The organism is Bariatricus massiliensis (genome assembly GCF_900086725.1).
Lineage (GTDB): Bacteria > Bacillota > Clostridia > Lachnospirales > Lachnospiraceae > Allocoprococcus > Allocoprococcus massiliensis.
The window spans coordinates 613,429-640,327 of sequence record NZ_LT574837.1; the positions used below are offsets into that span (position 1 = coordinate 613,429).

Consider the following 26,899-nt stretch of genomic DNA (forward strand, 5'->3'; position numbering starts at 1 on the left):
CTTGTCTTCTGCTAAATGTAACTTCTCGCTTTTGAATATTTACTGCTTGCCTCCGGCAGGCTGTTAATCTCCTGTATGATCTGCTTCAACGTGGACGGAACGAAATCATTATACTTCACTTCCAGAACGCCTCTGTCACCTTCTATCAAGGGAATGTATGCCAAATTCTCGGCGAATATTCCATAGGGCACCACTCCGGCCCTGATATCCGTATCAAAAGTAACCCTGACATCACTGACCGTGTGCATATAGGCAGTCCTCTTGTACTCCACGATTGTCTTCGGCATATAGCCGCCCTGCATCAATTTCACATACAATGTCTTGGCAAGCGGCTCCTCGTAGTCCAGCAGAAAGCCATACTGGCGCTTTTCCATGAGCAGCGCTTCTTCCCGTGTAATAGTGAGGGAATACTTTTTACCGTCCGTGTTACTTTTACATTTATATTCGAGTTTCGCGTACTGGTCATCCGGCGAATAGATTCGGACCCTGATTTTACGCTTCTCCATCACGCCGTCAAGATTGTCGTACAAGTCCCGGTCGCCCAGAGAATCATAGTATTGGGAGCGCACGATATAGGTACCATTGACCCCATTCGTATCTCTCTGCATCAAGACGTCCAAATGTTTTGTAAGCCGCAGAAACTCCACTCTACTGATTACATATTTTATCTCTTTTCTAAAGACCGTCCTCATACAGTACCTCTTCTCTCCTGTATCCAATGCTCCAAACGTCTTGGATATGCTTTCGCAAATAACTTTTGTCTTCTGTTTACCAGCATCTGAACTAGAAACCCTGCCGCCACGATTATAAAAAACGGCACATAACCATTCCCATTCAAAAACGATAAATCACTCCGGTAACCATATAGTACCATCGTTCCCCAAAGTGAAGTCATCAGACAGATTACAATCACAGGGAACATCAGCACCAATACCCCCGCCAGCAGTCCCGCCGCCACAGTTATCCACAATGTCCGGCTCAAAGTCCAGACAGCGGCCGCCGCAATCAGCCCCGCGACAACGAAGCCGCCGAGTCGGTGCCATCTAAACGCAAAAAACGCAAACGCTGTACCTAAAACCGCAAAAGCGGTTGTCACTGTTCCCCAGTCTGTGCGTTCTCTCATCACAAAACAACAGACCAGTGTTACCGCTATAAATACTAATACGGAAAATTCTGCCCGGTAAATATTAAATCCAAAAAAACAAGTCAGAACAGCCAAAATCAGCAGTATGACCGATAAAAACTCAATGTTTTCATTTACCGCGTCCAAGATTCCCGTCTCCAGAGAAAATCTTAAAAACAATTCGTTCGTCAATGCTCTCATAAGCTTCCCTTCCTTCTATGTCAGTCTGCTATATCACGTATCTTTTTCAAGAATTTACTTTGCGACACATCGCCGATACGCTCTGCACTCTGCGTTAAAATGAAATCGGATATTTCATGTTCCTCAAATATATTTTCGAAATCCTCCACGCCGAAATCATTGTAGACGCCATTTACTACATAGACTTTATCATAGTAACTGGCAAGATAAGGGACAAGCAGCTGTCCATTTTCATCACAGACAAGCAACGCTGTTTTCTTTTCCTTCTCCTTACTTTTGCCATCGCCTTCCGCCACTGCCCACTGATAATTGCTTCCGATAAAGGCGGCTTTCCCAGTTCTTGATTTCGAGACAGTCTGTATGTTATCAGTCGTTTCAACATGATTCACCTGTTTCACTCTGACAGACCTGTTCTTAGCGCCCGGCAGCAGATAATAATAAAGTGGATCCTCCGGAATCCCCTCCAGCTTTGTACTGATTTCAGCATTTTCATATTTGTCTTTTAAGCTCTGTTGGAGCGAACCTTGAAAGGTGTTGAACATATATTCCTCATAACCCGCCAGCTCGATGGGAGTAATCCCCATTTCTCCGCACAAGGCTTGAGAGCCGTAATATGCTCCTCTGGCTGTCCAGCCGCTATCCGTCCTGAAAAACAAATATTCATCCGGATGTTCTTCCAAAACCGGCAGTACATTTACCAATTTCATCTTATCTGGAACCACGCCTTCTAAATCCTGCAGGAATGTGCTGTATTCTGCTTTCTCCTCAGCATACCCGGGTTCCCACATAATCCGCTCGGGAATGGGGAGCAGATATTGATTGACATCTTCAGGCACTATATTCTGCAGTTTCGCTAAAATCTCCGCCATCTCCCCTATATTGCCGCTCTCATACACAAACTTCTTCAAGATACGGTCCGCATAAAATATGTATTCTTCATCCTCGTAATATGACTCGTCAGACAGTCCTGTATCCTGTTCCAGCCCATATTGGTTAAACTTATCTTTCTGCGCAGCCTTGACAGACTCTTTCACCGGATCGGTCTTTCTGTCTTCATTTACCAGATAATCAAGCCCTCCCAATATAGGGATTGCAAGCACTGCCGCCGCCAAACAAGCCGCGATTTTTACACTCTTCTTTTTCATCAGCTAATCCGCAACCTCTTCCTCCTGCTCTTCCTGCATAGGGATTTCAACATCTCCCAGCTTCGTACATCTCTGGAAACAATAATCTCCCGCGAATTTCAACTGGGTGCCTTCCGCAAAATGTACCTGCTCCAGATTACCGCATCCCGCAAATGATGCGGCGTCCAAAATCTCCAAAGCCGCTGGAAACTCTACCTTACGCAGCTGCCCGCAATTTTCAAAGGCTGAAATCCCTATCCTTGTGAGCCCTTTTTTCCCACTGAGCGATACTTGCTCCAAGTTCCCACAGTCAGCAAAGGCAAAATCCTCTATTTCTTCTACTGTATCAGGAATCTCAGCTTTTCTCAAGGAGATGCAGCCGAAGAACATACTTTTCGGGATTCGTTTCGCCCCCTCAGGAATATATACTTCTTCAAGCGTTTTATTCAGCCGGTATCCCTGCTGGTCCACCCCTTCATAATCCTGTAAATCTTTAAAACGCAGAACTTTTTCTGGTTTTATCTGTTCCAAGTAGGACAGCTCTTCTGTAGTTGCCACATTTTTCCCCTTCAAAGTCTCTCCCTGCTTCTCACAGCTCATATATCCAAATACAAAGGCTCCCGCCTCTGCCTGTATCTTTCCTCTGGCAATCACAGAGCTTACCGCACCCGCTTTGCCCACCGCAGCCCCTTGGGCTAAATAGACGTCCGCCTGTGAAAATACATTTCCAAGGACACAGGCGTCTTTTTCCAGAATCACATCCTTCTCCGCAAAAATATTTCCCACGACAATCGCTCCCTCACAGAGCCGCACACCCTTGTGGGAACGCAGATCTCCTTTGACAATAATTCTTTCGGTCACACTGACATTTTTCCACGACAATACGGTGAAATCAACGACCCCTTCGTCATTTACCATCTCTTTATTGATATATCTTACATTCTTTTCCCGGTCTGTCTGAACCGGCAGCCGGTAGATTCTTTCATCTTTCCCTTCGGCCGGGTCTGCAATATTTCCGGGGTACTGTCCCAGACATATCTGCGGCGCGTACAGTCTTCGGAACTTACAGTTTCTTCCGATACTTAATCTGGAACCGCTTGTCACGCTGATTCCAAGGTCTGAATCGTCATAGACCGCAACTGTCCCCTGTGCGTCTGCCCAGCGCACAACTGTGGTGCCGCTTCCCAAAATAATATCTTTGCAGCTGTAGACTGCCCGAAGCGTAATTCCTCCCTTTATAAGGACATTCTCCCTACAAAATATCTCTTTCGAAAACTCTTTTCCCTGTTCCGGGGAAAATTCCTGTTTCTGGCAGATGACCAGTTTATCTACCGTATCCGGATAGACCTTCTGTGTATCCCCATCGATAAAAGGCTCTTCCTTTGAGAGATGTATGATGCCATCCTTCGCCGTCTCCAGCTTTTTTTCCACGAGGGAGGAGAATGCCTTCCCAAAATATCTGGGATCACGCACTTTATCCTGATTGATAAAGAGCACTTCTCCCTTCCGCCTCTTATAATATATGGTGGAAAATAAAATGGGAAGAATGAGAAGAATCAAAAATACCGCTATTGTTAACCAGATAATCGTCAATTCGCTCCCTCCTTCTCTTTGTTATCGGCTTTGGCAAAGCGCTTCGTCTTGGCCCAGCTCACCTTACGCTTCGTGATAATATCCGCGATTGCGTCCAGAAATCCAAGGCTGATATTCCACATATAAAAATAGAAATTGAACATAATGAGCGGAAGAAGCATCGTCTCTCCCTTTACTCCATCCAGCATAAGTCCCGTACCTATTTCATAAAATGGCGCAAAGTTACCGAAGGAGCAATAGACACCAATGAACAGAAGCACCCACCATCCGGCAAAGATATCCATCTCTCCCAAAAAGAATAAGATAAAAGAGTCCAGCTGTCCCAGCGCCAGAAAAAAAGGAACCGCATAGACGAGCAGAAGAAGAATTCCGTCCACTTTTTCACGCCAGTTCATGTTTGGAGTAAGAATCACCTTACCCAGATAGCGGAAAAGCACCTGATTGTGCCCCCTTGCCCACCGTCTGATCTGTCTGCCTCTTACAGCCCACGTCTCTGGCGCCTCTTCATAGCACTCCGCCGAATTGGCGTAAATAACCTTCCACCCCTTCGTATAGAAGCGGTATGTAAGCTCCGTATCCTCTGCCAGAACCAAGGGATTAAAGCCTCCCATCTCCAGCATAAGATCCTTTCTAAATCCCCCTACCGTTCCCCCATACTGAGGAATGCTCTTCAAGTTATATCTTGCCTGCTGATCCACCTGATACCCTCCGCACCGCTCCAGATTGATGAGGCGGGTCAACAGGTTCTTATTTGTATTGTAGGGGATGACCCTTCCCATAACAGCCCCCACTTCAGGATCCTGAAACGCCACTGCCAGCTGTTTTAGCATATCTCTGGCCGGCCTGTAATCGGCGTCGAATACGATGATAATATCTCCCTTGGCAATCTTCATAGCGTCATTCAACCCTGCCGGTTTCCCTCTGTCCGGGCAGTTGCGGTGTAATGGCCTTATGAACTCATATTTCTCATGATACTCATCGAGCATTTCCTTTGTACGGTCTGTAGAATTGTCATTAATCGGAATGATTTCCAAGCGGTCCCTGTCATACTCACATTTCAGAAGAGACTGGAGGACAAAGTCAAGCACCTGCTCTTCATTGTGCATGGGAATCAATACCGATATGGACGGCATACGGGTTGAATAGATATCATTATAGTACAACCTCTGTTTTCCGAACAGCCGGTTGTAAGCGAACACAAAATGCCTGACAGCATAAATAATCATAAGTATAATAACAAATACCATGTAGATACGAAGAATTGTTATGACCATCTCCACGCCCCCTTTCCCTTGGCAGATTCATAAAACTTGATTACTTTATCCATGAAGAAGCCATAGATTCCCACCAGATATAAGAAATCAAAAAATGGCCCAAAAGCAAAGAACATCAACGCCATATATATAATGGAAAATTCTTGAATGATATATAAAAATAAAATGTATCTGGCAAATCCAAATAAAAAGGAGTAGGCCAGCACGGAGAAAAAGGACAATATTTTCCACACTAAGGCTTTCGATCCTTGAATGGCAGTCACCAATCCCATCATCACTATAAAGGTAAGCCATATTCCAATCTGCTGTTTTATATATAAGTTAGAGTATTGAAACGCATTGTATGGAAAATAGTTTGCGGCAAAAATAAAATAAATACAGTTAATAATATGTACCACAAGCATAATGGTCATATAAATGGACACAGGGCGTCCTTTCCTACTTCCGGTACAGCAGAAGAAGACCAGTAAGAGTACAATAATGAAATTTATAACGCAAAATGCGGTGGATGGATATACGGTGGGCAGTTCTACAAACTCCATCTTCCCTAATATGGAAAAATTGTCTTTCCTTATGTACAACGGAATCCCGGGATACAGCTTACCAAGAACATTGACCGCACATTTTGACATAAAATGTGTAATATGGTTCATATTGAAAATAAACAATATTAAAACAGGCAGCACCAGCAGGCAAAAATATAGGATACTCCCTGCTGTATTTATTTTTAGATGCCGATATGTTCTGGAATAGTAAATCACTTTTTTTTCTTTGTTTTCCATATCTATCCTCCTCTGCCTCGTTTTACATAGATTTTACATTCACGATACTATACTTTTTTCATCAAGTCAACGACCGAATACCCTCAAATAAATACCGTTCAACCGATAAAAGGTGAATGACCATATCCAGCGGCCATTCACCTTTTTTTCTCAATCCCTTATTTATCCGTCTTTTTAATCTTTGTAAGCGTGACCAGTATAAAACTTACCACAAAGGCAATTCCCCCGGCGGCTGCCGCCTTCCACAGATTATCCGGTTCCTCCTTGCTGCTGAACATCAATATGGAGCTGATAGCCGGAAAGGAATATATATAACAATGTATCCCAACAATCCCTTGAAAAACTCCCGCTATGGCCGACGACGCCATCACACAGAACAATGTCTTTTTCTCTTTCATACAAACACCGAACAAGGAAGGCTCCGACACCCCCGCCAGCAGGACAGTCAGCCCGGCGCTTGCGGCCTGCATCCGGTATTCAGAATCTCTTGTAAATAGGGCAGTCGCTATATCTGCGCCTCCAAGCGCCATGCCTACCAGAAAGAATGAAACCATGATTCCAGTGTCTATCCCTTCCGCACCCAGCCGGGTAATGGCAATCATAACAAAGACCCAATGCATGCCTGCCGGAATTAGAAGCGGCATGATGCCGGCAAGCAGCATCCATGCCAGAACCCCAGCCCGTACGGAAAGAAAATCCAAAATCCACGCCAGCCCCTGACTGATCAGCGTTCCCAGCGGCCCAATCACCAAGATCCCAAGCAGTACTGCCGAAAGAAAAATACAAAGCGGATAGACAGTCCCTCTCAGTATGGGGGGAAATATCCTTTCCATATGGGGCTCTATTTTCGCCAGAAACCACACAAGCAGTATCACCGGAAGCACACTGTATGTATAGGTCGTCTTAACTACCGGAATGGCCAGAAATGAAAGACTTCCCGCGCCTTCCATCATATTGGCAAGACCGGGCATAACAAGCGCACAGGCCGCGCCCACCGAGTAAAACAGGTTTGCCCCAAAATGCTGTGCCGCGGTAATACCCGCCAGTACCGGAAGGAAATAAAAGGGCGTATCACCCAGAATACTCAGGATAGCTCCCGTATTGCCTCCCGCCAGATTGGCCGCATCCAGCAGCAGCCAGATTAATTTTATCAGGCTGCCCGCAGTAATCATCGGAATCAACGGCAGCATACACGCAGACAGGTGATTCATTCCCGTCGAGAACAAAGACGAAATTTTTCGTATCATAATGTGTCTACCTCTACTTGATTATGGAGAACTGCACAGCACGCCAGATCGCCAATGACATTAACGCAGGTCGCCCCCATATCGCAGAGCGTATTGATACTGATGTAGACTCCCATGACACCGGCCGGAAGCCCTGCCATCGTTGAAAGAGCCGCAAAGGAAGCAATGGCGCCCCCCGGTATGCCCGGCGTACCTACGGACAGGAGCACATTGGAGAGTAGAATCACAATCATGAGTGAAATACTGACATGTACACCACATGCGTTGGCAAAAAACATAATCATAAACGACATGAGTATGGATACTGCATCCATATTCACCGTTGCCCCCAGTGGGATTACAATACTTGTTATTTTATTGGATACTCCCAGCTTTTCTTCCATACAGTTCTTACTGATTGGAATGGTGGCTGAGCTGGAGCAGGTCCCAAACGCATTCAACGCGGCCGGAAGGATTGCTTTAAAGAATTCTTTCACGCTCATCTTTCCAAATGCTTTGACTGAAAATCCATATATTATAAATGCAAACGCAAAAAAGGCAATATACAATGCACTTAACGCGGCCGCCAAAGATACAATCGTGCCGATACCGTTGGATTCCACGACCGGGACAATGGTACAGAATACACCGATCGGTGTAAACTTCATAACTACACCGATAATACTGAGACAGATTTCATTTCCGGATTCAATCACCTTATAGACCGGCTCCGCCTTTTTCCCCACCGCCATAATTGTAAATCCGATAATCACGGCAAACACCAATACCTGAAGCATGTTGCCTTCCACAAAAGATTTGATCGGATTTGACGGAATCAACGTCTTTACCGTATCCAGAAGACTGGTAAACTGGGTGGCCTCCACCTCAGCCTCAGCCATCTCAATCTGCACGTTCTTCCCAAGTCCGATGAGTCTGGGAACAATCAGCCCTATCAGGCTGGCACATCCTGTGGTAATCAAAAAATACAGCATTGCCCCGCCTGTAATCTTGCCCGTCGTCCTCATGTTTCCTATACTGGATATTCCCACGATAATCGAACAGAATACCAGCGGAAAAATCATCATGTTCAAGGCACTCATATAAATACCGCCCACCAAAGACGTAACAGTCAGTACCGGCGCAAAACGCCCGGCAAAAAACAGCCCCGTCAGAACTCCCAGTATCAAACCGATAAAGATACAAGTCGTCACATGATTTTTGTACCACTCCACTATTTTTTTCATATGTATCACCCCATAAAGTAATTTTCAGAGACTCGCAGATTTCCCCATCCGCTTTGCCACTCTAATCTTTTAATACAATATCACGTTTTCTGCGGTTTCTGCAAGGGTTTGTCTTCATTTCCCTTGACAATTTCAGAGAAATCAAACACAATAAAAATATAACCAACAAATTAGATGCATGGCTTACCTTCCTGTGCGAAGATGAGCCTGAAGAAATCATTCGATTGATTCAAGCCTATCCGGAATTTAAGGTCATGTATGAAGAAGCGTATAATATATGTCTGAATGTAGAGGATGTGATGTGTATGTTTTCAAAAGAATTGCAGGAGCTTGACCGAAATACAGTGCAATATATGATTGAAGAACAACAGGAGTTGCTTAACGAGCAGCAAGAACAGCTTCATGAGCAACGTGAGCAGCTTTGTGAACAACAGATAAAGCTTCATGAGCAGCGTGCAGTGCTCAATGAACAGCAGACAGTAATCAACACTCTAAAAGCAGAAATTCAAGCGTTGAAAACCCAGCTAGATAAACGAAGCTAATAGCAGCTCCGGCATTGACTGCATCGGACACTACTTCCGTTGCAGAAAATGCCGGAGCTCTTTTTTTAGAGTCTCTGGCCCTTACTATACTCATCCTAAGATACTCTGCCGTTTTCCATCTCAACCACCATATCTGCCACATTCATGGTCGACTTCCTATGAGAGACCAGTATGATTGTCTTTTTCTCACAGGCATCCTTCAATGATTTTAAGATTATCCCTTCGTTCAGAGAATCTAGATTACTGGTGGGTTCGTCCAATAGGAGGAATGGCGCGTCGTGGAGAAAGGCCCTTGCGATACCAATACGCTGGCGCTCTCCCCCTGATAGGGTATCTCCAAGCTCGCCGACCTGAGTCTCATACCCTTTCGGCAGTGACAGGATAAACTCATGAATAGAAGCCTTTTTCGCCGCCTCCACAATCTCTTCTCTGGCCGCGCCATCCTTTCCGACAGCGATGTTATTTGCAATGGAGTCATGAAACAGATGTGTCTCTTGTGTAACATAGCTTTCTGTATCCCGCAGCCTTTTCGTCGGAATCTGCTTTATCTTATCGCCGGACACAGTAATTTTCCCCTTATCTACGTCCCAGAAACGCATCAACAGCTTCAATAAAGTAGATTTTCCAGAACCGCTTACTCCGTGAATTCCCATGATTTTTCCCGGCTCAGCAACAATAGAGTAGTCATCCAATATGATTTCATCTTCATATGAAAAAGTCACATGCTCTGTCTTTGCACCGGTAAAATGTTCCATTCCATCGTATTTGCTTGTACCGTCATCTGCTATTTCGTTTACCTGCGGCTTCTCTTCCAAAATGGACAGTACACGTTCGCCGCTGGCAAGTGTCTGATTAAGATTGTTAGAGAGACTGGACAATGCCGCCACCGGACCAAAGGAACCCATCATAGCGACCGTGCAGATTAATACACCATCAGGACCTATCTTCCCTCCCCTATAGAGAAAAAGTGTCAGAAACAACATGCCGAAGGAGCAAATCAATACTGCCATATTGGTAACTGCGCGCTGTACGCCTTCCAGCCTGTTCAGCTCCTTCTGTATCCCTCCCAATTCTTTGGAATGCTCTTCCATCTGTTTCTTCCGCTCCTCTCCCTGACCGTACTGTATAGTCTCGTCAAGCCCCCGCAGAGAATCAAGTACAAAGCTGTTCAGTTCCCCGAACGATGTCCGGAATTCCATTCCTTTCACACCCCCGTGCCGGCCGTTCCATAGCGGTATTAATACTCCTACTATAGTATACGCCGCAAGGGCAAAGATGGCTGCCAGTATACTATACTGTCCAATAAAGGCCGCCATGAACAAAGAAGTAAGCAACGCGATTGCTATCGGCGATATGGTATGGGCATAAAATACTTCCAAAAGTTCTATATCTGTTGTCAGAATAGAGATTAGATTCCCCCTGTCCCTGCCTTCCAGCTTTGCCGGACATAATCCACGCAGGGCTTTGAATACCTTATGCCTGATAATAGCCAAAAGCTTAAAAGCAATATAGTGATTACAATACTGTTCCGCATAGTGGAGCACTCCCCGCATCACCGCCAGTACCCCCAGCAGAATATATAGATTACGGAGCGGCAAGCCAGAAGCCAGTCCATTGACCAGCACCGCTCCCGCCAGTATGGTAAGAAAGATTGCGCACAAATAGCCGGCCGTTCCCAGCAGCACAGCGGCAAGCATAATATGTAAAAGCGGTGCCACAAGCCCTATCATCTGCCCCATAATACCGATTCCACTTCGTCTTCCTGTTTGTTTTCTCATGCTCCCGCCACCTTTCTATATGAATCTGTCTCGGCCGCATACGTCTCCAATAACCTTTGCTTATCGTAAAGTTCCGCGTATCTGCCTTTCCCTTTTATCAATGTCTCATGGGGTCCCCATTCTTCGATTCTACCGTCTCTCAGCAAATAAATGCAATCCGACGGCACCACATTGCACAGCCTATGCGAAATCAGAAGAACGGTACGGCTTCTTGCGAGTTCGTGTATGACTCCCATAATCAATTCTTCACTCTCTGCGTCGATATTGGACGTAGCTTCGTCGAATATATAGACTGGCGTGTCATGAAGGAGCGCCCGGGCAAGTGCCAATCTCTGGCACTGCCCGCCGGAAAGATTGCTTCCCCGCTCTTGAAGCATTGTAGACAATCCCTCCTGTGTATTAAGAAAGCCCAGCAGATTTACCTTCGCAAGCACTTCCTCCATCTCCTCTCTGGCTGCGCAAGGTCTGGCTATCCTAAGATTGTCTTCCACCGTTCCTTTAAACAGATAACTGTTATGTCGAACCAAGGTTACGTGGCTCATTAGTTCCTCCTCCCTGATGTCAGAGAGTTCTTTGCCGCCAATTCGAATCTGCCCCGAATACCCTCTGTTTTTCCCGGCAAGCAGACCGGCAATCGTGCTCTTTCCACATCCGGACTCGCCCACCAGTGATACAAACGCACCGGCCGGAAGCTGTAGATTGATTCCTGTTAAAATTTCCCGGCCCTCCTCGTAGGAAAAATGAACATTTGTAAAGTTGATATCCAAATGTCCTCCCTTCAAGCTCTCTGTCCCTGCCTTTGGCTCCTCCGTGTCCAACAGTCGGAATATCTTATCACTTGCCGCCATACCGTTCATGGCTATATGAAAAAAGGAACCCAGAAGCCGCAGGGGTATAAAAAACTCCGAGGCTAAAAGAATTATGATAAGAGTCTCTGCAAACCCCAGCCTTCCGTTGAGGAATTCTGTCAACGCAACAATCATGCCTACCGCAGCGCCCCCGTAGGCCACAATATCCATGACGCTGGTAGAATTGAGCTGCATAGTCAACACCTTCATAGTAATTTTCCGGAACTTTTGAGCCTCCTCGTCCATTTCTTCTGCTTTCTTTTTATCGGTTTGATAGATTTTCAGTGTCGTAAGCCCCTGTAGGTTCTCCAAAAAACTATCTCCAAGCCCCGTATAAATCCCCCAGTACTTATCAAGCAGCTTCTTGGCAAATTTCTGCACTGCCACGATGGACGCCGGAATTAGAGGGACGCACACTAGCAGCACGGCACTTGCTTTTAAACTGACAGGCCCCAGCACTCCAAATAATGTCAATGGGGCCAGTATACTATAGAAAAGCTGTGGCAAGTATTTTCCAAAGTAAATTTCCAGCTGTTCTACCCCCTCACTGCTGAGCTGCACAGCTTCGGAGGTAGATGTATGCTCCCTGTAAGACGCCCCCATCCGGAGAAGCTTATCATAGATTTTTCCCCTGAGAATTTGTTTTACGTCCACACTTGCCGCATAAGATGCCCCCGCCGCCATCCTGTCGCACAAAAACCGCAGGCAGACTGTCAGAGCCAGTACAGCTACTATTCTTAGCATATCAGAACGGCCTGCGGAACCGAGAAAGATTCCTTCCAAAAAACGCGCGATGGAGAATACCGCGGCAATCTGTGCTAGCAGGGCAATCCACTGCCATAACACGTTATATACAATATATTTTTTTGCGTGTGACAAAAGTCTCACCAATCTCATTTTAATCATGCGTTCTGTTGCTCCCCCTTTTTTTCTGGAACACAGCCTGCTTTCTGTGTCTTGATGCCAAAGATAAAATATAGTATATGAAATACCCATACGAATACCAAAACTACTCTTGCCGCAGGCACACGGCTCATCATTATAAACCCAAATGCCATGACTAGAGTAACTGTCAGCATAATGCGGCTTTTGGTTCTCATCGTCATGGAACGGCTGACTACATACGTCTCCAAATTATTTTTATACAGCTTCGTACTGATGAACCACCTATGCCACCGCTCAGAACTCTTGGCAAAACAGAACAATGTCAACATCAGAAATGGAAATGTAGGAAGAAAGGGAAGAACGGCTCCCACAGCTCCTACCCCTAAACTGACAACCCCTAAGCTTATCCACAATATCTTTACTATTTCTTTTTTCATACGTTCCTCCTTTTGGTTAGTTTAATCTAACTCATTATCATACTGTATATCTCATTTTTTTCCAATCAAAAAACAGTTAATGAATAATTTTCTCATTAACTGTTTTCACTCTACGACCTTTTTGCAGCTCCTGTAATAATCTCCACACATTTCTCGATTCCCAACACGCCGCTGTCCATAGCCAGATGATAATTCTGTACAGCTCCCCAATCTCTGTCCGTGTAAAAACGATAATAAGTACTGCGCCGTTTGTCTTTGTCCTTCAGCCGCTTTTCCGGAGTCTGGCTGGTCTCCCCATAACGCTTTACGATTCGTTCTGCCCGTTTTTGTATATCAGCGTGCACAAACACCGTCAGGCAGTCCGCCACATCTTTTAGCAAATAGTCTGCACACCGCCCTACAATCACGCAAGATTCTTTTTGAGCCAGTTCAAGAATAATATCTCTTTGTACAATCCACAGATAATCTTGATTGGATGTACCGTTAAAAGTTCTGTCGGAAAAGGCGCTGGCGAACCAGCCGCCCTTGGCCGAATATTCTCCCTTCTCAGCAATATACTCTTTTGCAAACCCACTTTTCTCCGCTATCTTGTCGATTAATTCCGAGTCGTAACAAGGAATACCTAATCTTTCCGCTGTCTGTCTCCCGATAGTCCGGCCTCCGCTTCCAAACTCTCTGCTGATTGTAATCACCCTGTTTTTCATACTGTTCTCTCCTTCCACCGGCAAGCCTCTTCCTGTATCGCTGCCACTTTTCTTTTATAAATTCGCTTCATCAAAACTATTGCCAGCCCTGCCGAAATTATTTCCGCAATGGGAATCGTGAGCCACACAAGCCATGTATTTCCTCCAGTCTGCTCTACGATGCGGGCAAATATCCACGCGATTGGCAGCACAAATAAAAACTGTCGCAGCACAGAGATGACCAGCGATTCGATTCCACTGTCCAGCGCTTGGAAAATACCCTGAAACGCGATATTGACACCCGCAAACAGAAAGCTGACGGAGATGATCCGCATTGCACTGACGCAAAGCCTCTGCGTCTCACCTGACAGTCCGAAGATTCCCGACAGCGGTACCGCAAATATTTCCAATACAAGAAATCCCGCTGTCATGATCACCATCGTGTACACCAGCCCACATTTAATTCCTTCTCTTATCCGTGACTTGCTCTGCATCCCATGATTGAAAGATACAATAGGTGTAATGGCGTCCCGAAGCCCAAACGCGGCAAAGAGAATGAACTGCTGAATCTTATAGTACAATCCGTATGCCGTTACCGCCGATTCTGTGATACCTCCCAATATGATATTCATCCCATAAGTCATAACAGACATCAAAGCCTGCGCAATGATAGCCGGCAGGCCAATCGCATAGATTTCCCCAATCGTTTTCGCTGAGGGCCTCATATATTTTATATGATTGGAAATCTCCTTATTAACCTTGAGATGAAAAACAAACGCAAGACCGAAGGATACACACTGCCCGATCACTGTGGCATACGCTGCTCCCTTCACCCCAAGCTCCGGGCAGCCCAACAGGCCATATATCATAATAGGGTCCAGAACTATGTTAGTGACGGCGCCTGCGATCTGCGCAATTGTTGAAAACATAGAGTGCCCAGATGCCTGAAGTAATTTCTCATAGATAGAAAAAAATACAATTCCAAAAGAAATACAGCAGCAGATTCTTAAATAATCCTCTGTCATGGAGATGATGAGCGGATTGGCTGTCTGAGTACCCACATATGCACCTGCCCCTAAGATGCCGAACAGCAAAAAGACTACATAAATCACAACGCCTAAAAATACTGCATTTCCAGCCGTTCGGTTCACCTTCTCCCAATTGTTCTGCCCAAGCGATTTGGACAGAAGTGCGTTCGCTCCCACTCCTGTGCCGATTCCAACCGCTACCATCAGCATTTGTACGGGGAATGCCAATGTCAAAGCATTCAAGGCCGCCTCTCCATTTTCCGCCATATTAGATACAAAAGCGCTGTCCACAATATTGTACACAGCCTGTAATACCATAGACAATATCATGGGAATTCCCATCGACAGCATCAATTGAGGAACTGGCGCTGTCCCTAGTTTGTTGATTTCTTTTTCCTCCTGCATATTCATCCTCACTTTCACAAAATAAAAAGGGACAAAAAAAACGTAAATCCAACTCCTGGATTTACGCTTCTTCTGCCACTCGGTTCTCCTGCATTATAACAAATATATTTTTTATAAGTCAAGTTTTTTTTCCTCAGAAATAGTCCTCCTATATTCCTTTGGGCTATATCCGAACTTCTTCTTGAATGTCTCACTGAAATAGCTCGCTCCTGAAAATCCAGCTTCATATCCAATCTCCCCAATAGACAATTCACTTGTATTCATCATTTCTATGCTCTTCTTCAGCCGATAGTCCGTCAAATACTGTATCGGCGTCTTCCCTGTATACCGGCGGAAAAGTTCTCCGCACTTACTCTTACACATGTTCCCCGCACCGGCAATATCCGTAAGGCTCATTTTTTCCGAATAATTTTTTTGTATATATCCTACCATTTCTCTGAGCAGCCCCAACTGGCGTCCATCTCTTTTCTCCATATTCTGCTTTGGCGCATGTTCATATAATATACTCCAGAGCCGGAAGAACAGCCCCTGTATTTCCAGCTGCGGAGCAGAATGGGAGAGGGAAGCATGCATTTGCCTCAATACCTCGAGAATACGTTCTTCCCACATCACCTCCCGGCGGAGCAGCTTATAAGAATAGCATTCGTTCGTGATAACTGGCAAAACATAATTCTGCTCTACCCCAGCCGTCCCACAAAGCAGCACGGGATGCAGAACAGCACATATAAATTGACACTCCTCACGCTTTTCAGAAAATCCATAATGCAGCTGACGGGCATTGACAAAAATGCCGTCCCCTGATGCCAGAGTCACCGTTTCACCGTTAATATTGTACTGCATTTCACCAGAAATGACCGTAATAAATTCCACATCATCGTGCCAGTGGCTGACCGCTGTATAATCAGGATAATCGGACAAGAGGGTTCTGTCGATATACACCGGAAAATCAGGAAAATTATAAGCCACATTCTCGGAACGGTCGCTTTTTAGTTGTATGAGAACGCTCATGATTTTTACCTCATTATATGTTTTTGTTATATTATTAACTTATATTTTGATATATTTATCAATTATCTTGCGATATAATTATATTCCGCTGGAACATTTTCGTCAATCGGCTTCAGGAAAGGAGGGTATTGTTTGAGAAGAAAATATCTGCCGCACGATAAAGTATTTAACAAAAAATTACTGACTCTTGTTCTCCCCATCACCTTTCAACAGTTCATGCTGGCCGTCGTGAGTGCCTCTGATGCCATTATGCTGGGTCTGGTCAATCAAAACTCCCTCTCCGCTGTCTCGCTGGCTGGTCAGGTTCAGTTTATCTTCAATCTTTTTCTTGCCGCCCTCACCATCGGGGCCAGCATGTTCTCGGCACAATATTGGGGAAAAAGAGACAAAAACGCCGTGGAGCAGATATTGGGCATTGTTCTGCGCATCTCTGTCACGGTATCTGTCCTGTTTTTTCTGGCTGCCCTTTGTTTTCCAGCGTCTGTCATGCGGGTCTTCACCCCCGACATTCATTTGATAAAAGACGGCGCCGTCTATCTCAGAACTGTCAGTGTGTCCTACCTGTTCTGTGGTATTTCGCAGATTTATCTCTGTATTATGAAAAATACCGGTAGAGCCTCAAAAAGCAGTCTTATCAGCTCTACCGCCGTTATACTGAACATCATACTGAATGCCATCCTAATCTTTGGATTGCTTGGCGCGCCGAAGATGGGGATTGCCGGCGCTGCGGCTGCTACTGCAGCAGCCCGTCTTTTGGAGTTAATATGGGTATGGGCCGACTCTAGAGGGAAGAGCCAAATCCATGTCCGGGCAGAATATCTTCTGCACCCAGATGCTAGACTAAAATGTGCGTTCTGGAAATACACGCTTCCGGTCCTAGGAAATGAGCTGGTATGGGGCTGTGGGTTCACTATGTATTCTGTCATCATGGGCCATTTAGGCACGGACGCTGTTGCGGCTAATTCTATAGCCAATATAGTAAAAAACCTAATCGCCTGCTTTTGCCTCGGTCTCGGCAGCGGGGGCGGAATTATCGTGGGCGGCGAACTAGGCGCCGGACGCCCCGATAGAGCCATTGAATATGGAAGCAGATTGTGCAGGTTATCTATCTTCGCGGGCATATGTTCCGGGCTGGTCCTGCTTGCAGTAAGTCCTTTGATTTTGTCTCTGTCCACGCTCAGCAGCCGGGCCGGAACATATCTGCAGATTATGCTGTTTATATGTTCTTACTATATAATTGGTAAATCTGTAAATGGAGCGACTATTGCAGGCATCTTTTGTGCGGGCGGCGACTCGAAATTCGGACTCATATGTGATATAATTACACTCTGGTGTATTACCGTTCCTCTCGGTCTGGCCGCCGCCTTTCTATGGAAACTGCCCGTGCCGGCCGTATATCTTATCATAAGCATGGATGAAATTATCAAACTTCCTGCAGTGTATAAGCATTATAAAAAATTTACATGGGTCAAGGACCTTACAACGAACAACACAGCAAAATAAATCAGTAAAAAGGAGTAACATAATATGAATATAAAAGAGAAAATGCATAGTGGTGAATTGTATTATCCCAATGACGAGCAGCTGATGAAGGAACAGCTGGGATATCTTGATAAATTGTATGATTTTAACATGACCCGGCCTACCGAGCTTGAGAAGAGACAGGAAATGCTGAAGGATATGTTTGCCGAAATCGGCGAGGACTGCTATATCGAACCACCCCTGCGCACGAATTTCGGGGGAAAACATGTCCATTTTGGACGTAATGTCTATGCGAATTTTAATCTGACACTGGTGGACGACACACACATCTATGTGGGCGACTATACTATGTTCGGCCCGAATGTGACCGTGGCGACGGCCGGGCATCCAATCGCCCCCGAATCAAGAGAAAAAGGATATCAGTATAATTTCCCGGTACATATCGGTAAAAACTGCTGGATCGGCGCAGGTGCAGTCATTGTCCCCGGTATCACCATCGGTGATAATGTGGTAATCGGCGCAGGCAGCGTGGTGACAAAGGATATTCCGTCGGGGGTGGTGGCCGTGGGGAACCCCTGCAGAATTCTTCGGGAAATCAATGAGCACGACCGTGTCTACTATTTTAAAGACAGGAAATTTCCTTTAGAACTTCAGCCATAGCTCCCGTTTTCCGTGTGCACCTTTGTCTCCGCCCATTCTCAGCTAATATACAGAATCGGCACGTCTCCGAGTACACGCTTTATTTCCGCCCTGAGAAATTCCTCTGCCTCCGCCCGTATCTCCGGGCGGTAGCAGTATCTCCCCCTTCCCCTTCCGGTCATCAATTCCTTGTCGTACAGCTGCGGGGCTTGGGGGAACGCATCGCCGTTGATTGCACGGTGTATATAAGAATATGTCATCAAAATAATCTCCAGAAACATCTGCTTCTTCATGCTCCCACTAAGACTTTCATTCAATTCCTCCAAAAGCTCCGTATACATCTCCTTCCAGCCCTCCACAAGAATTACCGGCGCTATCAGCAGACCGCAGGGATATCCTGCCTCACACATTTTATTGACAGCATCGATTCTTTGTTTGAGGCTGGAAGTCCCAAGCTCAATTCTCCTGATAATCGGCTGCGGATTCACGCTCATGCGGAAAATCACCTTTCCCTTGTGTTCCAGAGCAAGGAGAGGCTCCACCATATCGAACTTTGTGGGAAATGTAAGCTTTCCTCTTCCCTCTTCTGCAAACCTCGGAATCGTATACAGCAGATTATCCGTAATCGTATTCTCCAACACAAGATCACTGTTGCTTCCAATTTCGAAGGTCAGAGGAGACTCGCTTTTTAGACTGCGTCTAATCAGCCGGTCCAGCATCTGCTCTCGATTGACAAAAACCCGTAAATATGCGCATTTATTATAATTGCATACCAGATAGCAGTAGAGGCACATGGCCGTACAGCCGGAAGAAGTGTAAGGGACCAGATAATCGGAAACCTTCTGGTTTTCCACATATTTATGTGTTTTCCGAGTACCGATTATAAGATTCCTCTTCATATGCCCGAATTCAGCATTCGGTTTCTCACGCATCTCCTTGATAGAATTGTGATTTTCAATCTCTATCCAAGGCAAATTCTTAAATTCTTCCCTCAACTTCTCTCCTAGCGTATAATTGAGACTATCCGGCTCATAATAAACTGCGTCAAATTTCATTTTTCGTCCTTTCTCTGGCAGATGGCAGCGTTTTTCTTAGTATCTGCGTTTCTGCCTGAATTATAACGAAAAATCTCCCAGCACTATATCTTTTACCGGAACTCGTGTCTGGCTGTGGCGCTCTGGACTTGCAGGGGATTCACTGCTGTAGCCGACAGCCAGAATGTTGATTGGCTCCAGATTATCGGGGATTTGGAATTCTTCCCGCAGCACGTCTGGTCTGAAATGGCAGATCCATACGCTTCCCAGACCTAGCTCCTCGGCTTCCAGCATCATGTGGTCGGTAAGAATCGTGGCGTCAATATCACAGGTATTCTTATTATCATAGGAGCGAACCCAAGCCTTTTCATGGTCGGCACACACAATGACAGCAAGAGGAGCCTGATAAATGTTTGCCGCTTTCGCAACCTTTAAAAGTCCCTCTTCCTCTTGTACTACAAGGAGGCGGACCGGCTGGCGGTTCGCGGCAGTGGGAGCCACATGGGCCGCCTCCAATATCTTCTCTAATTTTTCAGGCTCTACCTTTCTGTCCTGATACGCACGTACAGAGTATCTTTGCTTTGCCAGTTCTAAAAATTTCATCTTATCCATCCTTTCTTATTATATTCTGTGATATAATCATAACATTAATTTTCATTTATGCAAGAACGCACTATTTCGGTATATACTATGCATTTTAATATATAGTATCCAAAAGAAACTATAAGGAGGATTCTTATGAAATATTGTCAACAGCAATTCAATTATCCGGTAGAAGCGACGCTGCACCTGATAGGCGGCAAATACAAATCTGTCATTCTCTGGCATTTAAAGGATAAAACCTTACGCTTTAGTGAACTCCAACGATTGATTCCAAAGGCCACCCCCAAAATGCTTACACAGCAGCTGCGGGAACTGGAAAGCAGTAATATGGTTCACAGGACCGTCTACCCGGTAGTGCCTCCAAAGACGGAATACTCACTCACAGAATTTGGACTCACCGTCATTCCTGTCCTTGACGCTATGTGCCGCTGGGGGACAGATTATCTGGAATCCGGAAATCATGACTCGTAATTCTTTGAATTTCTTGTCTACTTTGCCTGTTTTCTCCCCCGTCTGGTGACAGCCCCTATCATAAGCGCCAGACTTCCCCATGCACAATACGCACTGTACCTACTGTGCATCAGAAGTTCCGCGTCACCGGGAAGGCGTTTATATTCTGCGATGCTTCTGGCCGACTCGGCCAGTTGTGCCGCCAGCCCGCTATAAAATCCGAAGTCCGACCACCTTGTTGGTATATAGTCAAGGCTGAACCGAAAGCTGTACTTTATCCCGGCAAAGATTAACACAATCAGGCCAGCAGACCACAGAAATGTGAGTCCATAACCTACATATCTGTTCGTGAACCGCCGGACTGTTCTTTTTAAATTGAAATAGTAATGTATACAGAATACCCATACCGGCAACGTTATAAACAAAAAATTGAACGCAGAATAATCACCACCGGAAAGCATCACCTTTGGTTCTCCGTACCCCTGCTGCATCAGCCAGCCTTTCGCATCAGAGGCAGCCACCCTATCCGGATAGCTCATTTCTGCGAAAGGAAAACCTGCCGCCGGATTCTGAATCCAAAGCATCCGTTTCCCGCTCTTTACGATTCCCCGGATAATATATTCCTTACCGCCAAACTTCAGTGGCTTTCCCACCACGTCACTGCTGCCAAACAGGGCTTTTGCCCCTGCTTCACTGAGTGCGCATCCGTCTGTATCGCTCTTAACAGGATACCCTCCTTCCACCAGCCTGTCAGGCATGACCTTTCCCAAATCTCCATACCCCTCTATAAGCGCAAATCCATCCACACGGGAGCAATCTTCTGTGCTTACTTCGGCCTGCTCCTTCAGCTTCCACAGCGTGATATCCGGAATATCCGGTTCCTCTTTCTTCTGCTCATAATATTCACTGAGCTGCACTGCACTTATAACATCATCCTCAAATCTGACACGTATCACATTTTCGGTCCGATATATATAAATATATTGTATGGCGGAAAACACCAGAAGGAATACACTCAGCAGCGTTAACATAATTTGAGATGTCCTAATCTTCTTCCTCAACCCTGAACCTGTCTCCTTCATTGATTTCTTTGTTACTTCCTTTTATAATTTTCGTCTCGTTGGTGAATGCGCCTTCCACTGCCATCTGCTCCACATCCTTGGCCTTTTTCGTAAGGTTAAGCCTCTCCGCCACATACTCCTCTCCGAGGATTGTGCTTTTTTTCCGTGCTACAAGGCAGTAAACGCCCTTTTGATCCTCACGCACTGCCCCCATGGGCAGGATCCAGTCATAGCGTATATCGGAATCCTTGTTGACGGCATAATCTCCCGTCATGCCGTCTGCATATTCATCCCCCTCAAGCTTTGCTGTGATATACATGACCTCCCCCTGATTCGAGGATGTCCCCGGGCTGCCTTCCGTGCCATCTCCATTCCCGCCTTCTCCCTGTTTCCCCATCTCGGTGCGAATATCGGCAATCTTAAGTTTTTTCTTCTCTTTCAGACCAGTGAATTCCACTTCCATGGTATCCCCCACCTTAAGCCTTTGGGCATTCTCCTTGTCGACAGAAGCCAAGAACTCATATCCACCTGTACCGATTCTGATATATTCCTGCCCGGAAGTAATCATCCCTTCCGTCAGACTGTTCTCTGTGACCGTTCCCTTCACCGGTGATTTAATGACTCCCCCGTCATCCATTATCGCTTCCAGCCTATCCACCACCTTCTGCTGCTGTTGGATATCTATCTCCAGTCCCTGCTGTGTAATATCAGAACCTTGCTGTGCTTTTTGGCGGTTGGCTTTTGCATTTTCATCTTCCTTGGCAGCCACCTCATAGGCCGTCTGTGCCTGCTCCAAGGCGTCCGCAGCCGCATTTCTGCTCTCCTCCAGCGCAGCAATCTGCGCCTTCTTCTCCGCTGCGGCCCGCTCTAACTCTTGCTCAATACCGCTGACCGTCTGGTCGTAAATACTTTTGGCCTCCGGGTTACTTTCTCCCCCCTGCTCGAGGAAAGTATCATAGGCGGCCTTCTTATCCGTCTCCGCCTTTCTCTGTCTCTCCGCCGCTTCATCTTTCTCTGCCGCCACTGCCGCCGCAAGCTTATCTGCCGCTTCATTATAGCGCTTCTGCTCTAGGGCAAGGCTCTTGCCCGCCGAAAAGGTCTGGGGAGTCACCGCATCCGGTGTGGCATTCACCCGTTCTCCCTCCAACTGCAGCTTAAGCTGGGCAAGCTTTGCATTCTGTTCCTCAAGAACCCTCGACAGTTCATCCGTTTCTATCACGGCAAGCACATCTCCCGCCTCAACGTTTGTCCCCGGCTTCGTTATCTCCTTCACTCTAAGACTATCCGGCACAGTGACAAGCTCTCCTTCCGAAGCTACGACACTGCCTGCCCCCTTCATCTTATAGTTCAAGTTCCCCGGCGCAGGCTTGAAAAGCTGCGCTTTTGGCATAATCACAGAGTCTGCGGCCCTTGACACGAAGGTACAGAGCAGCATCACCACAAAAAAGATGCCAAGCATCTGTCCCCAGAACGCCCTCTTTTTTAGCTTATTTTTTATGTTAACAGATTTTAACCATTGAACCATAGTGCCTCTCCTTGCTCTATTCTTTCAGCCCTGATGCCGCGATTCCCTGCTCCAGATACGCCTGCCCCCATAAGAATAAGAAGACCGCAGGAAGCATCATTACAATAGAGGCGGCAAAGGAAACGTTCATCTTATCGGCTGTGATATTAGGTAAATACAACGATAGCGGCCACAAGTTCTTCGTCTTTAAAAAAGTCATGGGCTGTTCGATTACATTCCAGCATTCCAAAAATCCGAGTATAACAGCCGATATAATCCCCGGCAGTGCCATAGGAATACCGATGGAAGTAAATACCCGGAATTCCCCGGCTCCGTCAATTCTGGCCGCGTCCATTAACGAATCTGGTATCCCCGCAAACGCCTTCGTCATGATAAATACCGGGAACGTATTAAAGATTCCCGGGAGTATCAGCGCGAAGTGTGTATCCAGTATCTGGAATTTCTTCAAGACCAGATATCCGGATACCATAGTAACTTGAAACGGCATAATCATCAAAATCATATATAAAAGCATCAGTACATTTCTTCCTCTGAACTTATAGCGTGCCAGAGCCCACGCCGCCGGCATCCCTATCAGCAGCTGCCCCAGAAGTATGGGAAAGACTTGCTTACATGAATTCCAGAACATCACGAAAAATCCCGGTGAATCAAGAAGCAGTTCCACATACGGCGCCAATGTGGGGAACTGAGGAAGCAGAGTAAAGCGCGCCTTTCCTCCCGTCCCCGCAAGCACAGCCCCTGTGTTCTTTATCAGCTCCGTGCTCCCCATCAGCGACTGGGCCGCCATAAAGAAAAGCGGAAACCAAATCACACTGCTCAGCACGACAAGGCCAGCCGTAATCATTCTATTTTTTCTTTTCATGGGATACATGCACTCCAATCATAATCAACGCTGCGGCCAATGCCATCATGACAGAGGCCGCACTCATTTTCTGTATGTCAAGTTTCACGAACCAATTGTTGAACAGATGCTGCAGCATATAAATGCTCTTATGGGGATAGTCCCCCGCAATCAAATACGCCTCCCGGAATACCTTGAAAGAATTCACCAGCGATAAGACCGCTATCATCGCTGCCGTAGGCTTTAAAAGAGGCAGGGTAATATAATAAAAACACTCCTTTTTCCCCGCCCCGTCTATACGTGCCGCCTCATAAAGCGATTCTGGTATCTCATTCAGCCCTGCCAGCCACAGTACCATGTCGTAGCCCGTATTCTTCCACAGATAGCTGAATACAAGTACATAGAATGCGGACGGTCCGTTCATCCAGTCGGTAGGGCTGATATGAAACTTCTCAATAAATCCGTTCAAGTAGCCGCTGTTGTCAAATACCAGCCTCCACAGCACTACGATGGAGGCAACCGGTATTGCCATAGGGAATAAAAATATGGTCTTTAGCAGTTCTTTCAATTTTGAAATACTGCTTATCAACACTGCTATCGTAAGGGACAACAGCATAAGCAGAGGGATACAGACAGCTATGAAGCGTACTGTATTGGAGACAGCCAGCTTAAAAGAGCTTTTCCCCAGCACGGTAAGATAATTATCCACGCCTACGAAGCTGCCTCCCATGGCATCAAGAAAGGAGCGTCTGAATACATCCAGAAATGGGAATAAAATAAATATTCCCACTCCTATAAAGCTCGGTAAAAGAAAAAGGTATGGTTTGGCCTTATTCCGAGAGATACGTGTCTGCCTTTTCGGCGATATCCGCCGCTGCCTCTTCCGCCGATCTACTGCCGTCAAAATATGTTTTAGCTCCATCTAATATCATCTCTCCTATAATATCATCCTTCTGAACCGGCACGACCAGCTTCTTTCCCAGCTCAGCCAGCGACTGTACTTCTGATTTAGAGGGAAGCCTGATAATATCTTCCACCGGTTCTCCGCGCTCTCCATCTTCGGTTGCGGAGGCAGAGGACGATACCCCTATCTCGGCTGCATTTTCCCCGGGTTCTTCATCTATATCGTCTATCCACGCCTTCATTGCCGGCATATTTACCGGAAATCCGCCTTCTATATCCACAGATTGTATTTCCTCAGACAGGAGCACCTTCACGAACTCTTCTGCCAATTCTATATTTTTGGACGCCTTATTAATACCGACAATATCGTGAGGTGTATAGATTTCGTTGACGTCCGCCGGAACGGCTCCCATCTTCCGCAGATAATGGAACGGCATCATCATCCCCATGACTCCCTTGATCTCATGGGCGCTTATAGAACCGTCCTCAGCCATACTGCCGGCGCCTCCTACGTCCCAGTCAGATTCTTCCTGTCCTCCGGCCTCACCATAGAAGCTTAAGTTGTCGTCGGATTCCTCGACTTTTCCTGCCGCTTCAATCAATTTGGCAAGTAATTTTGTATCAATCTGTTGTTTATCATTGATAATATCCCTGTAATACATATTTAACAGAAGGCGCATCACTGCTTCCTTATTTGTCTTCTCAAAGACATTTTCCCATCCGTGTTCCGCTATATAGGCAGTCAGTGCATCTGCCGATTTGAAAATCTCTGTCTTATCACCGCTTCCTGCCAAAATCGGGATGCCATAGCGGGTAGGAATCTGATATATTTTTCCTTCCTTTTTGTACGGCCCCACAATATTATCCATAATCTCAGACTTTTTCTCTATCTCTTTCAATAAACTGCCCAAGTCCGCCAGAACACCTTTTTCAATATAAGAATCCGCCGGCAGGCCGTCCAGCATAAGAATATCCGCTCCGCTGCCTCCAAGCAGCTCTGTGTTGAGCGCACGGATACTGTCCGCCTTTGTCCCTGTTCCCTCTCCCACGTTTCCAGTCTTGTATTCTATCCCTACGTCGGGATGATCTTCCTGAAATTTGGCTATGGCCTGCCGCACTGCACTGCTCTCATTCAGGCCATATACCGTCAAAATCTGAGAAGGTTTGGCCTTTGCCGTCTTGTCATATACATAGCGGTACATTTTGAATGTCGTCGAGCCGCTTATCGATTGATTTGAAAACAATAACGTATACTCGCCCTTCACCGCTTCTACCATATCCACGATACTTGCTTGTGCAGCCCCGAACCCAGAAGTATTCTGTCCAATCAAATCTTCAGAAATGCTGCCACCCAGCGTCAAATGGTGGAGTCCTTTTGAATCGGCATAAATACAGTCATCACTGTCTCCCAGTTTGACAATTCCGCCTAAGTCCATATCCGCGTACACCGTTTTATCCAGTTCATTCCCGCTTTCCGTATCATAACAGAATAATTCACCGTCTTCACTGCCGCTCAGAAGGATTTTATTGTCTTTGACATCCATCGGCATCGCCGCCACATTGAGCGACTGCCCACTGACAAAGCTTCCGATTTTTTCCCCTGTGCCCTGCTCATACATTGCGGTTTCACCCGTCAGTAAATCCGCCAGAAAAATGTTCCCCTCTTTATCCACACAAAGATTGGTGATATACGGGTACATTTCCCCGCTGTCCATCCCCAGCGCCGGTATATCAATGGGCTGGCTGCTGCCATCGCCCGCATCTTTCACTACATAGGATCTGCCTTCACTGTCGCTGAACAAGGCATAGAGATTCCCGTCCTCGCCCCGGATTACTTTTATAAGCCTGTCTTTTGACTGTCCTGCGTGAGTCAGCCATGACGCATCGCCCTCTGTAAACGCATTCCCGTCGTAGTGGTAGGCCAGATACGTACTGTCCGCTTGATTAAGCGCAAAAAGAACCGCGCCTTTCTCTTCTCCTTTTACAAGCCCCACTGCCTCTTCATTCTCTTTTAGGGGGAGTTCAATCTCTTTTTCTACATATCTGCCCTTGCCATCGTCACCGCTCTTACCTCCGGCTTTCTTCGTACTGCAGCCCGAAAGTCCCGCTATAGTTATAGATACAGCCAGCATGGCCACTATGAACCTTCTTATTTTCACTTTATAAGCCTCCATTTCATT

At 46.2% G+C, this 26,899-nt stretch carries 25 protein-coding genes; 4 read left to right on the forward strand and 21 right to left on the reverse strand.

What is annotated here, in order from left to right; all coding sequences use genetic code 11:
- Nucleotides 1-11: 11 nt before the first annotated feature.
- The 8 genes from BN6465_RS09060 to BN6465_RS09095 all read right to left on the reverse strand — a co-directional run bounded on the left by BN6465_RS09060 (nucleotide 12) and on the right by BN6465_RS09095 (nucleotide 8,567).
- A complete protein-coding gene (locus tag BN6465_RS09060; protein ID WP_066733687.1) occupies nucleotides 12-692 on the reverse strand; it encodes a polyphosphate polymerase domain-containing protein in 681 nt (226 codons plus the stop codon).
- On the reverse strand, nucleotides 689-1,324 hold the full coding sequence (locus BN6465_RS09065; protein ID WP_066733689.1) for a hypothetical protein: 636 nt from the start codon (nucleotides 1,322-1,324) through the stop codon (nucleotides 689-691). The genes BN6465_RS09060 and BN6465_RS09065 overlap by 4 nt, the downstream gene beginning before the upstream one ends.
- Nucleotides 1,325-1,344: 20 nt before the next feature.
- Nucleotides 1,345-2,469 (reverse strand): DHHW family protein, encoded by a 1,125-nt coding sequence (locus tag BN6465_RS09070; RefSeq protein WP_066733692.1) that lies wholly within the window; start codon nucleotides 2,467-2,469, stop codon nucleotides 1,345-1,347.
- 3 nt (nucleotides 2,470-2,472) lie between these two features.
- Complete coding sequence (locus BN6465_RS09075; RefSeq protein WP_066733695.1) at nucleotides 2,473-4,041, reverse strand: leucine-rich repeat protein; 1,569 nt, start codon at nucleotides 4,039-4,041, stop codon at nucleotides 2,473-2,475.
- Nucleotides 4,038-5,315 (reverse strand): glycosyltransferase, encoded by a 1,278-nt coding sequence (locus BN6465_RS09080; RefSeq protein WP_154670230.1) that lies wholly within the window; start codon nucleotides 5,313-5,315, stop codon nucleotides 4,038-4,040. Before BN6465_RS09080 ends, BN6465_RS09075 begins: the two co-directional genes overlap by 4 nt.
- Nucleotides 5,306-6,097 (reverse strand): hypothetical protein, encoded by a 792-nt coding sequence (locus tag BN6465_RS09085; protein WP_066733701.1) that lies wholly within the window; start codon nucleotides 6,095-6,097, stop codon nucleotides 5,306-5,308. Before BN6465_RS09085 ends, BN6465_RS09080 begins: the two co-directional genes overlap by 10 nt.
- A gap of 158 nt (nucleotides 6,098-6,255) precedes the next feature.
- The gene (locus tag BN6465_RS09090; RefSeq protein ID WP_066733709.1) at nucleotides 6,256-7,344 is read right to left on the reverse strand and encodes a PTS transporter subunit EIIC; all 1,089 of its coding nucleotides are present in this window, start codon (nucleotides 7,342-7,344) and stop codon (nucleotides 6,256-6,258) included.
- Nucleotides 7,341-8,567 (reverse strand): dicarboxylate/amino acid:cation symporter, encoded by a 1,227-nt coding sequence (locus BN6465_RS09095; protein ID WP_066733710.1) that lies wholly within the window; start codon nucleotides 8,565-8,567, stop codon nucleotides 7,341-7,343. The genes BN6465_RS09090 and BN6465_RS09095 overlap by 4 nt, the downstream gene beginning before the upstream one ends.
- 305 nt (nucleotides 8,568-8,872) lie before the next feature.
- Here BN6465_RS09095 and BN6465_RS09100 point away from each other — a divergent pair, with 305 nt between their 5' ends.
- The gene (locus tag BN6465_RS09100) at nucleotides 8,873-9,109 is read left to right on the forward strand and encodes a hypothetical protein (RefSeq protein WP_154670231.1); all 237 of its coding nucleotides are present in this window, start codon (nucleotides 8,873-8,875) and stop codon (nucleotides 9,107-9,109) included.
- Nucleotides 9,110-9,204: 95 nt separating this feature from the next.
- Here the strand turns inward: BN6465_RS09100 and BN6465_RS09105 are convergent, their stop codons facing one another.
- The 6 genes from BN6465_RS09105 to BN6465_RS09130 all read right to left on the reverse strand — a co-directional run bounded on the left by BN6465_RS09105 (nucleotide 9,205) and on the right by BN6465_RS09130 (nucleotide 16,181).
- On the reverse strand, nucleotides 9,205-10,887 hold the full coding sequence (locus BN6465_RS09105; RefSeq protein ID WP_066733714.1) for an amino acid ABC transporter ATP-binding/permease protein: 1,683 nt from the start codon (nucleotides 10,885-10,887) through the stop codon (nucleotides 9,205-9,207).
- On the reverse strand, nucleotides 10,884-12,641 hold the full coding sequence (locus tag BN6465_RS09110) for an ABC transporter ATP-binding protein/permease (RefSeq protein WP_066733723.1): 1,758 nt from the start codon (nucleotides 12,639-12,641) through the stop codon (nucleotides 10,884-10,886). Before BN6465_RS09110 ends, BN6465_RS09105 begins: the two co-directional genes overlap by 4 nt.
- Nucleotides 12,638-13,057 carry a YbaN family protein gene (locus tag BN6465_RS09115; RefSeq protein WP_066733726.1) on the reverse strand — a complete coding sequence of 140 codons (420 nt, stop codon included), beginning with the start codon at nucleotides 13,055-13,057 and terminating at the stop codon, nucleotides 12,638-12,640. Before BN6465_RS09115 ends, BN6465_RS09110 begins: the two co-directional genes overlap by 4 nt.
- A 110-nt stretch (nucleotides 13,058-13,167) precedes the next feature.
- Nucleotides 13,168-13,761, reverse strand: a complete 594-nt coding sequence (locus BN6465_RS09120; protein ID WP_066733729.1) for a cytidylate kinase-like family protein — start codon at nucleotides 13,759-13,761, stop codon at nucleotides 13,168-13,170.
- On the reverse strand, nucleotides 13,758-15,179 hold the full coding sequence (locus BN6465_RS09125) for an MATE family efflux transporter (protein WP_082891685.1): 1,422 nt from the start codon (nucleotides 15,177-15,179) through the stop codon (nucleotides 13,758-13,760). The genes BN6465_RS09120 and BN6465_RS09125 overlap by 4 nt, the downstream gene beginning before the upstream one ends.
- Nucleotides 15,180-15,284: 105 nt before the next feature.
- Nucleotides 15,285-16,181 carry a helix-turn-helix domain-containing protein gene (locus BN6465_RS09130; protein ID WP_066733737.1) on the reverse strand — a complete coding sequence of 299 codons (897 nt, stop codon included), beginning with the start codon at nucleotides 16,179-16,181 and terminating at the stop codon, nucleotides 15,285-15,287.
- Nucleotides 16,182-16,313: 132 nt separating this feature from the next.
- On the opposite strand from BN6465_RS09130, the gene BN6465_RS09135 reads away from it, so the two are divergent.
- A complete protein-coding gene (locus BN6465_RS09135) occupies nucleotides 16,314-17,684 on the forward strand; it encodes an MATE family efflux transporter (protein ID WP_227183440.1) in 1,371 nt (456 codons plus the stop codon).
- Between the two features lie 24 nt (nucleotides 17,685-17,708).
- The gene (locus BN6465_RS09140; protein WP_066733741.1) at nucleotides 17,709-18,323 is read left to right on the forward strand and encodes a sugar O-acetyltransferase; all 615 of its coding nucleotides are present in this window, start codon (nucleotides 17,709-17,711) and stop codon (nucleotides 18,321-18,323) included.
- A gap of 38 nt (nucleotides 18,324-18,361) precedes the next feature.
- Here the strand turns inward: BN6465_RS09140 and BN6465_RS09145 are convergent, their stop codons facing one another.
- On the reverse strand, nucleotides 18,362-19,357 hold the full coding sequence (locus tag BN6465_RS09145) for an SPL family radical SAM protein (RefSeq protein ID WP_066733743.1): 996 nt from the start codon (nucleotides 19,355-19,357) through the stop codon (nucleotides 18,362-18,364).
- Between the two features lie 60 nt (nucleotides 19,358-19,417).
- On the reverse strand, nucleotides 19,418-19,939 hold the full coding sequence (locus BN6465_RS09150) for a nitroreductase family protein (protein WP_066733746.1): 522 nt from the start codon (nucleotides 19,937-19,939) through the stop codon (nucleotides 19,418-19,420).
- A 135-nt stretch (nucleotides 19,940-20,074) separates the two neighbouring features.
- Here BN6465_RS09150 and BN6465_RS09155 point away from each other — a divergent pair, with 135 nt between their 5' ends.
- Nucleotides 20,075-20,410, forward strand: coding sequence for a winged helix-turn-helix transcriptional regulator (locus tag BN6465_RS09155; RefSeq protein WP_066733748.1), 336 nt, complete (start codon nucleotides 20,075-20,077; stop codon nucleotides 20,408-20,410).
- Between the two features lie 17 nt (nucleotides 20,411-20,427).
- Here the strand turns inward: BN6465_RS09155 and BN6465_RS09160 are convergent, their stop codons facing one another.
- The 5 genes from BN6465_RS09160 to BN6465_RS09180 are packed head-to-tail and all read right to left on the reverse strand — an operon-like array spanning nucleotide 20,428 to nucleotide 26,878.
- Complete coding sequence (locus BN6465_RS09160; RefSeq protein WP_066733751.1) at nucleotides 20,428-21,420, reverse strand: ABC transporter permease; 993 nt, start codon at nucleotides 21,418-21,420, stop codon at nucleotides 20,428-20,430.
- 13 nt (nucleotides 21,421-21,433) lie between these two features.
- Nucleotides 21,434-22,975 (reverse strand): HlyD family secretion protein, encoded by a 1,542-nt coding sequence (locus tag BN6465_RS09165; protein WP_066733754.1) that lies wholly within the window; start codon nucleotides 22,973-22,975, stop codon nucleotides 21,434-21,436.
- A gap of 16 nt (nucleotides 22,976-22,991) precedes the next feature.
- Nucleotides 22,992-23,837 (reverse strand): carbohydrate ABC transporter permease, encoded by an 846-nt coding sequence (locus tag BN6465_RS09170; protein ID WP_066733758.1) that lies wholly within the window; start codon nucleotides 23,835-23,837, stop codon nucleotides 22,992-22,994.
- Nucleotides 23,821-24,738 carry a carbohydrate ABC transporter permease gene (locus BN6465_RS09175; RefSeq protein ID WP_074017783.1) on the reverse strand — a complete coding sequence of 306 codons (918 nt, stop codon included), beginning with the start codon at nucleotides 24,736-24,738 and terminating at the stop codon, nucleotides 23,821-23,823. Before BN6465_RS09175 ends, BN6465_RS09170 begins: the two co-directional genes overlap by 17 nt.
- Nucleotides 24,647-26,878 (reverse strand): ABC transporter substrate-binding protein, encoded by a 2,232-nt coding sequence (locus BN6465_RS09180; protein WP_066733761.1) that lies wholly within the window; start codon nucleotides 26,876-26,878, stop codon nucleotides 24,647-24,649. Before BN6465_RS09180 ends, BN6465_RS09175 begins: the two co-directional genes overlap by 92 nt.
- Nucleotides 26,879-26,899: the final 21 nt, after the last annotated feature.